A 15060-nucleotide genomic window follows, 5' to 3' on the forward strand; every position below is an offset into this window, starting at 1 on the left:
CGACGGAAATAGGTAAAAAACCGAAGGTATCGTGACCGCTAAACTACAATAAACGAACCTTCAAATACCAGAACCTAGCCGGTCACGATCAATCTGAAACGGGCGGTCACGATCGCTGAAATACGCACTTTCAATCACAAGAGGTTTCGGGCGCTTCATTACGGGAACCTCTGTAAGCTGGAAAGCAAGAGTAAGTTTTCTGCCTTACGCTTTTGTTATGTTTCTGATTGTGCTCACTCACATGATGGATCTGCTCTTTTATGCTTACATGTTAGATGGTATGGGCGTTTTTTCAGATCCGCTAGCTTCGTTCTATTTTGCCGGAGAGATGTATACCACCGTGGGATATGGAAATTATCAACTATCGCCTGAATGGCGTGGCCTACCCTTAGTTATAGCCTTTTCTGGAATTTTTGCAGTTTCTATCTCAGGCGCTGGGCTTTTTAATATGCTCCAGATTTTATTGGTTGAGCGTAATAAAAATAAGTAAGTTGCCAATCATTTTTCATTAAAAGTCGATATCTGAAAGTCATTAAATGAAAAAAATAAAGTTTCTTCCAGCATTGCTAAATGGCACTGCGACACTTTTGCTTTTTGCAGTCAATCTCACCTTCGCTCAAACTCCTGAAAAAAGAGGGGAGTATCTTGCTACGGCTGGAGATTGCATATCTTGCCATACTGCCCCTGGGGGCCAGCCCTTTGCAGGTGGGCTCAGAATGAATACGCCTTTTGGCTACCTTTTAACTCCTAATATCACCCCTGATGTGAAGACTGGCATTGGGTCATGGAGTAAAGATGAGTTTTTTAGAGCAATCCATGACGGTGTAAACAAAAAAGGCCAGGATATGTATCCTGCAATGCCTTTTACATCTTATGCCAAGGTTAGTCGCGAGGATGTCGATGCAATTTACGCTTATTTACAGACCATCAAGCCAGTATCCAATGAAATTTCGATAAATCACCTAGAGTTTCCATTCAATATTCGTTCAACAATGCTGTTTTGGCGTGAGTTATTTTTTACTCCAGGCTTCTTTAAGCCTGATTCCTCTCAATCTGCCTCTTGGAATCGCGGAGCTTATCTTGTTGAAGGATTGGGGCATTGTAGCGAGTGCCATTCTCCACGTAATGTTATGGGAGCAATTGAGCAATCTAAGGCATTTACTGGTGCGCTGGTGGATGGATGGTTTGCACTTAATCTCACATCTAACTTACGTACAGGTTTAGGGTCTTGGACTGCCCAAGATATTGCCAACTATCTTAAATCGGGAAAGTACCCAGGAAAAACCACCGCCCTTGGGCCTATGCAGGAGGTTGTGCATAACAGCACAAGCAGGCTAAGTGATAGTGATTTGTTGGCCATGGGCGTTTACCTTAAAACTTTGCCAGCGAGTTCAAGCCTAAATAATCAAGTTAAGACGATTGATAAATCAAAGAGTGAAGGTGCCCGCTTGTATATCGATAACTGTAGCGGCTGTCATCAATCAAATGGGCGGGGAATTCAAAATATCATACCGCCGTTAGCTTCTAATCCCGCTGTGATAGCTCCAAATGGGGCAGATATTGTCAAAGTCATCATTAGGGGAATTGGTAGTCGAAATGGATATATTCCAATGCCTTCATTTGCCTCTCGATTAAATGACGAGGAAATTGCTCAGCTAAGTAATTACGTTCGTGGTAGCTGGGGTAATTCTGCTGCGCCCAATGTGACGCAGTCGATGGTGAAAAATATTAGAGCTAACCCAGGAATTTAAAAACTATCTGTAGCGTAATTGAGCAATGTATCCAATAAGGAAACTTAAATGAAAAAAAATGCAGCCCAAGTGCTTGTGGAAGTTTTAGAGTCTGCTGGTGTAAAGCATATATATGGAGTTGTAGGCGATACCCTAAATTATGTGACTGATGCTTTATCTAAAAGTAGTATTGAATGGATTCACACCAGGCATGAGGAGGTTGGAGCATTTGCTGCAACCGCAGATTCCTATATGACCGGTAATCTTGCTGGCTGTGCAGGCTCGTGTGGGCCAGGAACCTTGCATTTAATCAACGGTGTATATGAGGCTCATCGCGCTCGTATTCCATTAATTGTGATCGCCAGTCAGATTGATACCATGACTCTGGGTATGGATATGCCACAAGAGGTCGACTATCAAAAGGTATTTTCAGACTGTTCAGTTTTTTGTGAGCAAGTCTATAACGCTGAGCAGGCTAGACATGTTGCTGTATTAGCTTGCCAGGCCGCTATTAGCAAGCAGGGTCCCGCCGTCATTATTTTGCCTGTTGATATCAGCAAAACGGAAGTGGAAGATGCGATTCAATATTCCGTGCATTTCCCCAAATCGATTTGCGTTCCCGCTAAAGTAGACCTGGAAAAAGCGGCTGAAATAATGGCTTCGGGTAAGAAGGTTGGCATTTATGCTGGAATTGGTTGTCAAGGAGCTCATGATCTCTTGCTTGATCTTGCCAAAAAATTAAAAGCACCCATTGTGAACTGACCCACAAAAGTTGGACACCCAATCCAACTTTAAAGGGTCAGTCTCATGTCCAAATACAGCAAAGACTTCAAGCTAGAGGTCATCAATCACTACCTGTCAGGCAAAGAAGGATTTACAGCGACGGCAAACCGGTATGGCGTTAAATTTACCCATGTCCGCAAATGGGTTCATGCCTACAGAATCCATGGTCATAAAAGTCTAGCTAACACCTACACTCACCACTCTGTCGCTTTTAGGTTATCGGTGTTAAAGGCGATGGCACAAAAGCAGCTCTCGATTAACCAAGCGGCAGCCCGCTTTAATATTGCCGCTCCTAGCTCGATTGCCGTTTGGCAACGCCTCTACAATGAAGGTGGTATTACAGCCCTAGAACCCAAGCCCAAGGGACGGCCACCGATGTCAAAACCCCTCAAACCGTTTGTTCCCACCAACAAACCAGTCATCCAAATGACTCCAGAAGAGCTCATGCAAAAGCTTGAGTACCGCAGAGTGGAGACTGATTACCTAAAAAAGCTACAAGCCTTAGCCCAGCAAAAGCACTTGGCAAGCAAGAACAAGTCCAAGTAATTACTGAGTTAAGGCAGTTATACCCTCTACAGATCATCTTGGCTGTGGCCAAGATGGCCAGAAGTGTTTATTACTACCATGTGCAGCAAAGTCACCAGGCTGACTCCTATCTTGCAGTGAAGACGCAGATCCAAGAGATCTACCGCCAGCATCAGGGTCGCTATGGTTATCGTCGCGTGCATTTAGAGCTGAGCAATCAACAGTATTACTTCAACCCCAAGACCGTCCAAAAGCTGATGGGGCAACTAGGGCTGAAGTCCCTTGTGAGACCCAAGCGCTATCAGTCTTATAAGGGGGCAGTAGGCAAGGTAGCCCCAAACCTACTGGAGCGTAACTTTGCTGCTAGCAAGCCCAATCAAAAGTGGGTGACTGATGTCACGGAGTTCAACATTAAAGGCGAGCGAGTGTATCTATCCCCCATCTTGGATTTATATAACCAAGAGATCATCTCGTATGAGATGGCGGATCGACCACAGATCAAGACGGTGATACAGATGCTCCAAAAGGCTTTTAAACACCTGGGGCCAGCAGATAAACCACTTTTGCACTCAGACCAAGGCTGGCAGTATCAAATGGGGCTTTATCAACAGGCTCTGCAAGAGCAAGGCATTACTCAAAGCATGTCCAGAAAAGGGAACTGCTTAGATAACGCCGTGATGGAGAACTGGTTTGGGATGATGAAAACGGAGTTCTTCTACCAAAAGAAGTTTGAAAGTGTTCAATCATTTAAAACCGAGTTAAAGGAATATATCCATTACTACAACCATGATCAAATCAAGCAAAAACTAAAGGGATTAAGCCCGGTGCAATACCGAACTCAATCCCTTCTGGTAACCTAATTAAACTGTCCAACTTTTGTGGGTCAGTTCATTGCACATACCTCAAGAGCTACTGATATCGTTGCCTACGATAATCCCTATAACGTGGGCATGACAGGCTTATTAGGAATTCACTCTGGTTTTCATATGATGTCGGAATGCGATACCCTGATATTGCTTGGCGCTGATTTTGCCTGGGGTCAGTTTTATCCTAAGCATGCCAAAATTATTCAAATTGATCGTGATGCAGCAAGGTTAGGCAGAAGGCATCCAATTACTCTTGGGCTTCAAGGAGATGTCATTCCAACATTGGAAAAATTGATCCCAATGCTTGAGGAGCGTTCTGAAGATCAATTCCTGAATGAATGTTTAGAGGTATCGAAAAAGACGCAGGCAATACTTAAGGCAGAAGAGAAGATTGGTGATGGCAAGGTAATTCATCCTCAATATATGGCCAAATTATTGAGTCAATATGCAGATGAAGATGCTTTATTTACTGCCGATACAGGCACATGCTGGGTTTGGGCTCTTCGGCACATCAAAGTAAATGGCTTGAGAAAATTTTTGATGAGCTTAAGGCATGGAACTATGGCCAATAGTATGCCCATGGCGCTTGGACTTAAGAAGGCATACCCAAATCGTCAAGTAATAGCGCTCTGCGGCGATGGTGGTCTGGCTATGCTAATGGGTGATCTACTGACGATTAATCAAGAAGATTTGCCAATTAAGATCGTTGTCGTTAATAACGGCGCTCTTGATTTTGTAGAGTTAGAGATGAAGGCCGAGGGTTTATTAAATAACTATACAGATCTCCATAACCCTAGTTTTGCCAAGATTGCACAGGCTGTTGGCATCAAAGCATTTGAAGTTAAAAATGCTCTTGAGCTTGATGGAGTAATGCAGGAGTTTCTAGCTCACAAGGGACCAGCACTAATTGATGTCTATACCAATCGTTCAGAGTTAGTTATGCCTCCATCTATTGACCTGGGAAATGTTGTAGGGATGGCGACCTACAGTGCCAAGGCAATTTTAAATGGCCGCATTGCCGATGTGGAAACGCTGATGGCAAATACATTGCAGAGTGCTAAGCACGAGATTTAAGCCTTAAAAATGCACCTAGTGACATATATTTAAATAGATTGCGATAAACACATGTTAGATGAACAAAAGAAGGTAGCAATTAAAGCCGAGAAGCGCTATCGCCATGACATTGCAAGAAAGCTCCGTTCAGAGGCTGGTGCAGTGGAACAAGAGCTTAAAGCTATTGAGCAAGGTATCTGGAACAAGGTTCAAGAATTTCTAAATAGCAATGTTGGCATGTGGCTCTTGTCTTCGGTTTTAGTAACTGGCGGCGCTGGCCTCTACCAAACAATGCAACATCGCTATGAAGAGAAACTTCACAATAAAACTCAGCTCATAACTCTTCAATTTGAAATTGCCAATCGCATTCAGAATATGCGGTATTTTTGGCGTAAAGCTAAAACTAATAAAGAGGGTGAGTTTGCCCTAAGAGGTGTTTTTCAAAGCAAAACCCCAATAAATCCTGATGTTGAAAAAATTAATTTATCAGTTCTATATTTTAACTTATATCAATTAATTGGACATCAAAATCAAGAGGTTCTAGAGGTTGTTCGTAAATTGGAAGATATGGAGTATGAGCTGCAGAGCCAAAATCCCGCAGACCCACTTTCTGATCTGGTTAAAAGGAAGGGTCTTGAGTGGATTGGTAGGCTTGAGCAGGCTTTGATTCAGCAGAACTCAAATGCTAATAATTGATACTGGGATTTGCATTCTGTTGTCTAAATCAACCGAGTTGCAGTATGTGTTTAGCAACCCTTCATCACTGGTGCATGTGAGGCCTGTCTTGGCGTGTTGATGGTTGTATTTACTTGCAGTGGCGCTGGAGTGGCTGTATTGGTACCTTAATAGGCGCCAGCAGGGCTGTAGTAATTGGTTTGGCTGCGTATTCCAGCGATCGTGACCGCCTATTCCAGATTGATCGTGAACGATAACTTTCGGGATCAGAAGGTTTGTTTATTGTAATAAATCGTTCACGCTGACTTTGGTTTTTTACCCATTTCCGCTATGCTTTCTACTTCTTGCTTGCGCATCGATTCTCCTTTGAGCTTGATCTTGTGGCTTTGATGCACAATCCGATCAAGGATGGCATCAGCCAAGGTGGGGTCATTGAGATACTCATGCCAGTGCTCCACTGGAAGCTGGCTGGTAATAATGGTGGACTTGGTGCCAACACGATCATCCATGATTTCTAGAAGATCAGAGCGTTCCTCTTGGTTTAAGGGATGTAGACCCCAGTCATCTAAGATGAGTAAATCAACCTTAGCTATCGATTGAAGTTTGCGAGTAAACGTACCATCCGCATGTGCTACTCGCAGCTCTTCAAAGATTCTAGGCACACGCATATTGAGCGCCGAGAAGCCAGCTCGGCAGGCTTGTAATCCCAAGGCGCTGGCTAGCCAAGTCTTACCCACACCAGCAGGGCCAGTGAGCAAGATACTTTGCGCTCCTCGTATCCAATCGCAGCTAGCAAAGCTAGCCACCTGCTTTTTATCCAAGCCTCTACCAGGGCGGTAATCGACATCTTCCAAGCAAGCTGAAGACACTTTGAGCTTGGCGCTTTTGAGCAGTCTTGCCTGCCTTTTGTTCTCTCGGTAGGTGAGCTCTCGATCCACCAAGAGTCCAAGACGTTCTTCAAACGAGAGATCGCTTGACGCTCTTTGCGTAAATTGCTCTTGTAGGCCAAGGACCATGCCCTCTAATCTTAGTGCTTGAAGCTGGGTGATGGTGTGTTGGTGAAGCATCTACTTATCCTTCTATTGGTTGATGATGCGGTTAAAAAATTAGTGGTAATACTGAGAACCACGTACGTTCTCATGCAGTGGTAGTTGCTGTGCGCTCTTTGGGGTGGGAGGGGCTTTGTTTGCAGGCGCTAAATCGAGCTTGGTTGCCAAAATATTACACACGCTCTTTTGGGTCATCGCATTATTGCTTACTGCAATCGCGCAGGCCGCCTCTAGCCGCTCTTTGCTGTACTTTTTAGCTAGGCTTAGCAAACCCAAGCAGGCGCGATAACCCAGCTCAGGATGCGATTTTTGATAGAGCAGATGTGATACCAGCATCTGGGTGGACATGCCAATCTCCTTACCCCAGATGAGCAGGCGCTGCGGACTCCATTGTTGATGAGCTTGATGTGCCTTTGGCATATGCTGCGCTACGGTCGTTTGGGAAGATAGTCCATGGCTATAACCGGTGCGGATTACTCTGGGGTGAGCGGCAATGCGCTTGCCTTCGCACAGAACCTCAACCACGCTAGCGGTATAACGTAGCTCAACATGCTTGCGCGCATATTGATAAGGCACGCTGTAATAGTGATGCTCTAACTCGACATGGTAATCAATGCCTACCTTGGCTTTTTTCCAGGAACAAGGCTCAAAGATGGTGGCAGGCAATGGTTTGAGTGCAGGTTTATCGATAGATTCAAAGGCGCTACGGCGATTGCCCGGCAATTTTTTAAAGGGGCGGGTGTTTAAGTCTTCCAGTAAATTGGCAATGGCAATATTGAGATCAGCCAAGCTAAAAAACTGCTGGTGACGCAACCTAGCCAAGATCCAGCGCTCCACTACTTGCACGCCTACTTCGACCTTGCTCTTATCTTGCGGTTTGCGCGGCCGGGCTGGGATTACGGCGCAGCCATAATGAGCGGCGAACTCGGCGTACGATCTGCCCACTTGCGGTTCATAGCGATCGGGGTTGGCAATCAGGCTTTTGGGGTTGTCCGGAACGATGACCTGCGTTACCCCACCAAAATACTCAAAGGCCTTGCGCTGACCCAACAACCAGTCTTCGGTCTTTTGCGCTCTCGTTGCTAATGCAAAGGTATAGCTTGAAGCCCCCAGAACGGCAACAAAGATCTGCGCCTTGGTAATTTGCCCAGTCAGAACATCAATGATGGGGATGGTGGGACCGGCATAATCGACAAAGCATTTTTCACCGGCTTTGTGGATTTGCTTCATGGAGAGCTTGAGGGTTTTGGTGAAGCGACTGTAGTGTTCGCAAAAGGCCGAGTAGCTATAAGTCTTGCCCTCTGTGCTGGCGACGTACTCGTGCCAAAGCAACTGCAAAGTCATGCATTTGTTTTTAAGCTCTTGGTGTATCAGTGCAAAGTTGGGGAGGACATATTGAGAGCCACGTTGGGGTGCTGTATTCCGAGGCAGCAGATGACTAGCAAGCTGCACTTCATTAAGCGACTCAATTGCCGCCCAGTCTAGATTGCGCTGGTGTGCTAAATCAACATATTTGGCTGCAACCCCTTTAGATAATTGCAATGCCCTGGCAATTTCACCAAAAGACAGGCCGCAGGCCAGTCGCAAACGCAGCACTTCTTTAATTTTTCGCATGGTAATCGGTTTACTGGACATGGGGAGCCTAAAAGGCTCCACCATATCTGGTTAGTCAAACTACCTTCAGATACCCCAGGAAAACAACAATCTATTCCAGAAATTTAGGCAAAATCGTTCACGCTAATTCTGGAACAGATGTTCACGCTCAATCTGGAATGACCGTTCACGATGCTGGAATGGATGTTCACGCTGGTCTGGAATACGCAGTTTGGCCATTATCTATCTGCGATGAGCCAGTATTTTGGCCTTGAGCGTTGTAGGTATGACCTGCCCTGGGATTTTCAGACCAAAAGCTTTTAGAGATAATGACTCCTTCAACCTAAGGAGCAGGTATGAAGAGGGCTCGGTTTTCAGACGAATAGATTGTTCGGATATTGCAAGAGGCAGATCGTAGTCCGATTGCAGAAGTTGCTAAGCGCCACGGGGTCAGCGAACCCTCGATTTACATCTGGCGTAAGAAGTTTGGCGATCTAGGTACGGATGATGTCAAACGCTTAAAGCAACTCGAGCAAGAGAACGGCCGTCTAAAGAAGATCTTGGCAGAGCGCGATCTCAAGATTGAAGTCATGAAGGAGATTGCCGTAAAAAAGTGGTGAGCGAGAGCTGGCCTGGTAACCCCCCCTTAAATATGGGGGTAACTATTAGAGCTTTCCCCAGATAGAATAAGCACTCAAGTGAAGTTGTTGTTAAGTAATGGCTGTTTTTTATGCTCGCTCATTTCTGGGCGAGTTTTTTTAGATGTGTTGCCAGGCAAAAAACGTTCAATCGCATGGTTAGCACCGCAGCTTTATATTCAATTCGCAAAATGTATATGGCAAATACAAGCAGCCGCACTAGCAAAAGACCCATTTATTTTTTTATCCTCTTAGTGACCTCGGCTTTGTCAATCGCCTGTTCTAGCCCATTCCAGACTGCAAAGATAAATCGAGGATCTCTTCCAACCTATTGCTCTGGTCCGAGGGCGGCCAACATGATGGCGATTGATAACGATCAAGTTGCACTGATGCATAATCCAGCACTCACAAATCCTGCGTGCAAGGCCAGCCCCGAGAAATACGGGGCTTAGTCTCTATAATAAACTGCCACTTGGCGTCGCGACTGAAGTCAAATCTCACGTTGCCCAGCAATTGACACAGCAATAATCCAGAATCAGCAATTGCAGCATACTCACCCCGAAGGAGGTTGCTTGCGAACTCTAGATGACCCCAGTTAAGGGCTGGCTAACAGATAGACCCGTGCGTTAACTCAGTCACCTGCGGCCTTATAGACTTGAAGCGCAAAAGTGATTTAGACGGCTCAGTCTAAGGAATTGGGCGCACCAACGCTCGTCCAGTACCGTGTGGCACAGCAGCATCAATCGCTAATCCTCAAAATAACGTATTTCATACCATTGATTCAATCTTCTCTTCTTGTGCCTGCCTGGGTGATGCAGCGCAGAGTGGGGTAATTTTCTTACATGCTCAAGCGCTCTAGAGTCAACATTCAGGTCTCCACTGGAAATTTTAATGTCGGCGCTTAATAGCTGGCCAAGACGTCCATAACAAACCCGAACAATCGCTGTTTTTTTAGTATTATTACTGGGCTGCCTATCACGCAACAAGGTCTCAAGCAGATTCAAATAAAACTTACCTCGAAAAAATTAAAACCTACTATCGCTCTTTGTAAAAGACTGATGAGGGGCGGTTGCTATTGGCTTACCTAATACATTCATCGCTCTCTTGGTCGCAGCATCAACTATCTCGGAAATGTCTACTGGCGGCACAACACTTTGAACAGATTGTGCTGAAGACTGCATAAGTCGCGTGTTGCTATCGACCTCTCCCCCCCTAAAACGTTCAATGACTGATTTTTCTTTTCCCAAGAGTGTCGGTGGCCTTATAGCAGAGCCCCCTTCGACCTCATCATGCGCGCCGGGGTGATGAGGGCTCAAAAATACGTCTGAATCATTTTTTGAGGGGCTTTGATCAACGTGACTGCCCCAACTCTTGACTAACTTAATCTGCCAAAATGTGACGGCCAAAAGGACCGCAAGCATTCCCAGCATCACAAGAATCAACATCATGCTCAAATTAATCATGTTGTACATTTCTTTCAGATTAGAAGTTTGAGTGAAAATTTTATTCAACGAATCTTGAAATGGTTGAGTGCTTGACTCTAGCGTTGCTACACCCGAAGATATATCCGCTAACTGTAGGCGTAACTGCCTAATTTGCATATCTAAATTTTGTGAAAACTCGCTAATTTGCGGTCGCAAATTATTGATGGATTTAGACAATTCTTGGCTCTGAGCGATCTCTGAAGTACATTCATGACTCTGTGCGACAGCAAGCTCGCTCATAGCGGCCAGAGCAAGGATTATTAGCAAGTAACGTAAGCTATTGGCCATAAACTGCAAGCTCATCGGTAAAATAAACGCGGACATGCTTATTTTGAGCCCAACAGTAATGAGAGATCGGGCAGGTTAATTTGATAGACATTTCCCTGGTGTTCCAACAACAACTCCTGGACTTGCTGGCCTTTTTGTAACATTGCATTGCACAGCTCGCGATTAATCAGCAGTCCAAGCCCGTCGCCAGAGACTACCGCCCAGTCGGCAGTTATGTCCCCCTCTTTTGTCTTTAAGACGACCTTATCCACAACACCAGAAGCGGTAATTAACGATTTTATCTCTGGGGGGAACTCAATCAAAGCATGGGTTGGATTGGCAGCAGAGTCCACCTCATTGCGTTTAAATATATCAGGTGCGCCTTTTTCCAACTGGCCTAAAATTATCGCTCCAGCCTCCATAGAAATTTCAGAGTATCTAACCCTTCCTTCGACCCTAGCCCCAGCCCTAGCAACAACCTTATCAGACTGTATTACGCCTGTAACTTTACCGCTAACATCAATTTGCTTGCTTGTAACATCGCCCAAAACTTCACCAGAAGGATGAATGACGAGCGAATCTGTTTGAATATTCCCATCAACCCTGCCCATCAGAATCAGCATGCCGTTACCGATAATATCGCCTTTGACCAAAAAATTACTCCCAATCATAAAAATGACATCTTCATTATCGCCATGGTTAGATAAATTACCTTGAACACCGACTTTAGTCATTTCGAGCTTTCTCTTCTTGGTTAAGTTTTAAAATTTGACGGCGGCTTAAACTGCTCCCCCGGAAAAACCTGGGTGAAGTGGTTCTGCAAAGAAAAGCGTTGATCGCTGACATGGATGCAAATCATATTCAAGGAGCTCTCAAGCAAGCCATCCTTATTCATAAAAATATTTTCTTTTTTTAACCTGTAATTGTTCGGATTAAAGAGCGGCACAGCATGCCAGAACATTTTATATCCTAGAGAATCAATTAAGGTTGTCAACTCTTTTGCAAACGCCGGTCGATCATTCTCAACATATATCACGGGGCGGTGTAATTTAATAAATTGACTCCCCCCGGCAATCACATCTCTCTCCATGCCTTCCACATCAATTTTGAGGAACTTACAAGAAGGAACGTCATATTCATTCAAGGTTTTAATTTCGGTGGACTCTCCGGCTTGCCCAGCGCGATCGAGCAGCGAAAATGCTCCAAAATTATTTATTAGCTTGGGCTCAAGCTCTTGGACATATACAGTATCAGCCACCTTACCCAGTCCCGCATTAACACACCTAACATTGGACAAGTCATTCAGAACTACATTGGCGCAAAGCATTTGAAAAATTAACCTCTGCGGTTCAAACGCATATAAGCGCCCACCACTGCCAACCCGCTTTGCCAGCCAGACGCTATGTGAACCAATATTTGCGCCTACCTCAAATACAATATCTCCGGGCTGAACAATCTGCGTAAATAGCTCAATTTCACCCTGGCAATATTCTCCGTACTCCGCCAAAGCCTGCCCGATGTAATAGTCATTCGGGTTAATGAATGCCCGTCCGTCGCGGTATTCCACAATTTGATAAAGAGAATTATTGTTTAATTGAGTCATCTCATTTCAAATCAAATCTAAGCCCCAAGGTACCGCCGTAACTCTGATATCCAGTGCCTGAAACACTCTGCTGCCATGATACTGTACCGTAAAGCGTTACACCTTTGGTAATTTGCCCATTAATTCCGGCCTCTAGTCCAGCCCATGTACCCATTGAATTTAATGCGTACTGCTGTGAATTAATGGTCATGGTTGGGTTAGGCTTGAATTGAGATCCGATCATCGGCGTAATCGACGGCTTGATAGCTGTGCCATCTTGACTAAAGACTGTGCCTTCAATACGCATTCCTGCTTTCGCACCAAAAGTACCCATGCCAGAATAGGAGACTTGATTTCCATTTTGATCAGTAAAGCCAGAAATTGGTGTCTGGGTGTAGTTCACCTGAGCAATCGGCGCCACAGTCAAATTTGATAAAACTTCATAGCGTTTGCCAGCTTCCACTGATAGCGCCCCGAATAAATTGCTCTTTGCAGTTGCGCTATAACCCTGCGGAGATACTTGCGCCCGCATATTACCAAATTGACCAGTAGCATCCACATAGGCTCCAGCCTTATCAAACACGCTAGCATACAGACCTAGGTTGTAGCCCTTTACACCCACCTCAGCGCTTCCAGTATTTTGGCTAGCCAAGGTATTGAAGCTGCCCTGCTTTAGCGAGCCCCAAGTACCAATAGCAGATTTCATAGGATTTTTCTGACCCTGGTCACCAATACTCTGTATCGTATCAACGCCAAAATCAAAACTATAGAGCTGTCCATTCAATGCAAATCCAGGATTTGCTCCATAAGCGATTTGCTGAGCGCCGCCGCGCATCCAAAGGCCATCAGCCTCCTCATTGCGCTGAATGCCGCCAATTCGCCGAGCCATCGCATTGACCCCAGTCAATGCAAACTGATGCGCTATTGCAGGCAAAACACCATAACCCGCATATTCAGATTGCAAGGTTGGGGCACCATTGGAGCCTCCTTCACTCAAATACCAGCCTGAGGATCCTGCAGTCATAGACCATAGATAAGGACTACCAGTTACACGTCCACCATTTGCAATGGTAAATGCGTTTGAATTAGTAGTATTAACTGCGCCACTCACAAGCAAGATGGCTTGACCACTACTACCCACTCCTCCATCAATAACCCGAGCAACAACATTTGTACTGCCTGCCACTGAGCCTGAAACTATTAACTGATTAGCCGTACCAGCAACCAAAGCAACATTGGTAGCCAAGGTGCCGCCGCTACCTACATAGCCTCCTGAAACCGTTAGGGAGCCACTACCACCCCCTTGTGCAGTGGTTGCATTTAGCGCACCTAGATTCACGGTACCCGCATTAATCAGATTTGCATTTATGCCAACATTATTTACCGTTTGAACGGATGCGCCCGAAGAAACCGCCAAAGTGTTGCTGCTAGCAACGCTTGGCCCAAATAATGCAGACTGGTTTGCAGCAAGCACTAGGCTAGCTGCGCTTTGCAGACTAACAGTACCCCATCCGGATGCATTTAATGTACCGCTTGATGTAAGGGCGGCATTCACCAAAATACCATCGCCTATAGCCGAGAGCACAGCCCCTGAGAGCGCAAGGGTATTGCCCGAATTCATAGCTGACAAGGTTACATGGCTCATCGGGTTAGCATTTGCGCCAAGATAGATGCTATTAGCAACTCCATTAGCCATTATTGAACCCGATATATTTCCATCAAGTCTCAGATTGGCGCTAGCAGTTAACGTTACACCAGATATTAAGGATCCAGATAAAGCAGACTGGGTGCCGCCGCTTAGTAGGGTATCGATGGCTGTGCCGCCAGAGCTGACAACCACAAGCCCACTAGTTAGAGCGATTGTGCTAATTGCAACACCCTGAACAATTTGGGATCCACCAGAACTCACAACAGCCTCTGCAGCAGAACCGCCAGCTGCAATCGCTTGGGTACCACCTGAGAGGATGGCGCTGGTAGCAATACCGCCAGAGCTGATGTTTTGGATACCGGTGCTGTAGATGATCGAACCGAGGTCAGAACCACCAGCAGACACATTTTGTGTACCGCTAATAATTGAGCTAGGTCCATAACCACCAGAAAGGATGTTTTGAACAGCGCCTACTAAGACAATAGCACCAGAATCAACACCATAGACATCTTGACGAGCACCGCTACTGAGGGTGGCCACTATAGCGGTACCACCGCTACTAACGATTTGATAGCCAGACGCTAGCACCTGGGTATTGCTAGCAATACCAGCAAGATTAATTACCTGGCTACCAGCAGACAGAATCGAGCTAATGGCAATACCGCCAGAGCTTACGCCTTGGATGCCGCCTGCACTCACTGTGGTTAAAACTGTAGAAGCACCACTATTAAGGCTTTGGGTACCGCCGGACAAAATGGTGGTGCCACTGACAATGGCGCCGCCATATAAACCTTGGTTACCACCGCTGCTTACGGTTGTATTGAGTGCGGTACCACCGCTGCTGATGATTTGATAGCCAGCAGAGGCGATTTGGGTATTGCTGGCTAAACCACTAGATAAAACAAGTTGACTGCCACCAGATAGGTTAGTGCTAATAGCAACTGCGGCTGAACTCACAATTTGATATCCAGATGCTAGCACCGTGGTATCGCTCGCCACACCGCCACTTGAGACCGCTTGATTACCACCGGAGCTTATGTTGGTGCCCGTAGCAGTACCACCGGCGGAGATGGTTTGCGTAGCGCCAGAAGAAATTTCAGCGCCTGAGGCAACACCGCCACTAGAAACTGTTTGAGTAGCGCCACTTCCTAAGACAACATCAACAGC

General features: G+C 45.7%; 12 protein-coding genes and 1 pseudogene. 7 read left to right on the plus strand and 6 right to left on the minus strand.

Features of this window, described 5'->3' with window-relative positions; translation table 11 throughout:
• Positions 1 to 217 precede the first annotated feature (217 nt).
• The 6 genes from ICN48_RS13475 (at position 218) to ICN48_RS13500 (ending at position 5653) form a co-directional block, all read left to right on the plus strand.
• Positions 218 to 490 (plus strand): ion channel, encoded by a 273-nt coding sequence (locus ICN48_RS13475; protein WP_216154199.1) that lies wholly within the window; start codon positions 218 to 220, stop codon positions 488 to 490.
• A 46-nt stretch (positions 491 to 536) separates the two neighbouring features.
• On the plus strand, positions 537 to 1751 hold the full coding sequence (locus tag ICN48_RS13480; RefSeq protein WP_216154200.1) for a cytochrome c: 1215 nt from the start codon (positions 537 to 539) through the stop codon (positions 1749 to 1751).
• Positions 1752 to 1799: 48 nt separating this feature from the next.
• A complete protein-coding gene (locus ICN48_RS13485; protein WP_216154201.1) occupies positions 1800 to 2492 on the plus strand; it encodes a thiamine pyrophosphate-binding protein in 693 nt (230 codons plus the stop codon).
• A 45-nt stretch (positions 2493 to 2537) separates the two neighbouring features.
• Positions 2538 to 3898, plus strand: a protein-coding gene (locus ICN48_RS13490; RefSeq protein ID WP_216154202.1) for an IS3 family transposase whose coding sequence is annotated in 2 segments (ribosomal slippage) — positions 2538 to 2997 and positions 2997 to 3898 — 1362 coding nt in all. Because the reading frame shifts where the segments join, the coding sequence is not laid out codon by codon here.
• A gap of 18 nt (positions 3899 to 3916) precedes the next feature.
• The gene (locus ICN48_RS14140; protein WP_370624238.1) at positions 3917 to 4978 is read left to right on the plus strand and encodes a thiamine pyrophosphate-dependent enzyme; all 1062 of its coding nucleotides are present in this window, start codon (positions 3917 to 3919) and stop codon (positions 4976 to 4978) included.
• A 51-nt stretch (positions 4979 to 5029) separates the two neighbouring features.
• Positions 5030 to 5653 (plus strand): hypothetical protein, encoded by a 624-nt coding sequence (locus ICN48_RS13500; RefSeq protein WP_216154203.1) that lies wholly within the window; start codon positions 5030 to 5032, stop codon positions 5651 to 5653.
• Between the two features lie 275 nt (positions 5654 to 5928).
• Here the strand turns inward: ICN48_RS13500 and istB are convergent, their stop codons facing one another.
• Together istB and istA are read right to left on the minus strand one after the other, a co-directional pair.
• Positions 5929 to 6699, minus strand: coding sequence for an IS21-like element helper ATPase IstB (istB, locus tag ICN48_RS13505; RefSeq protein ID WP_216154204.1), 771 nt, complete (start codon positions 6697 to 6699; stop codon positions 5929 to 5931).
• Positions 6700 to 6738: 39 nt separating this feature from the next.
• On the minus strand, positions 6739 to 8316 hold the full coding sequence (gene istA / locus ICN48_RS13510) for an IS21 family transposase (protein ID WP_216154205.1): 1578 nt from the start codon (positions 8314 to 8316) through the stop codon (positions 6739 to 6741).
• A gap of 344 nt (positions 8317 to 8660) precedes the next feature.
• Between istA and ICN48_RS13515 the strand changes: the two are divergent.
• Positions 8661 to 8888: pseudogene (locus ICN48_RS13515) on the plus strand (transposase); the annotation flags it as partial.
• Between the two features lie 1049 nt (positions 8889 to 9937).
• Here the strand turns inward: ICN48_RS13515 and ICN48_RS13520 are convergent.
• The 4 genes from ICN48_RS13520 to ICN48_RS13535 all read right to left on the minus strand — a co-directional run.
• Complete coding sequence (locus ICN48_RS13520) at positions 9938 to 10720, minus strand: hypothetical protein (protein ID WP_216154207.1); 783 nt, start codon at positions 10718 to 10720, stop codon at positions 9938 to 9940.
• Positions 10721 to 10722: 2 nt separating this feature from the next.
• Positions 10723 to 11397: a polymer-forming cytoskeletal protein gene (locus ICN48_RS13525; RefSeq protein ID WP_216154208.1), complete on the minus strand. Its 675-nt coding sequence runs from the start codon at positions 11395 to 11397 to the stop codon at positions 10723 to 10725.
• Between the two features lie 20 nt (positions 11398 to 11417).
• Positions 11418 to 12266 (minus strand): FkbM family methyltransferase, encoded by an 849-nt coding sequence (locus tag ICN48_RS13530; RefSeq protein WP_216154209.1) that lies wholly within the window; start codon positions 12264 to 12266, stop codon positions 11418 to 11420.
• 1 nt (position 12267) lies between these two features.
• Positions 12268 to 15060 (minus strand): autotransporter outer membrane beta-barrel domain-containing protein (locus ICN48_RS13535; RefSeq protein WP_216154210.1); only part of this gene is annotated, 2793 nt, incomplete at its 5' end.

Origin of the sequence: Polynucleobacter sp. JS-Safj-400b-B2 (assembly GCF_018881975.1) — a bacterium.
Classification (GTDB): domain Bacteria; phylum Pseudomonadota; class Gammaproteobacteria; order Burkholderiales; family Burkholderiaceae; genus Polynucleobacter.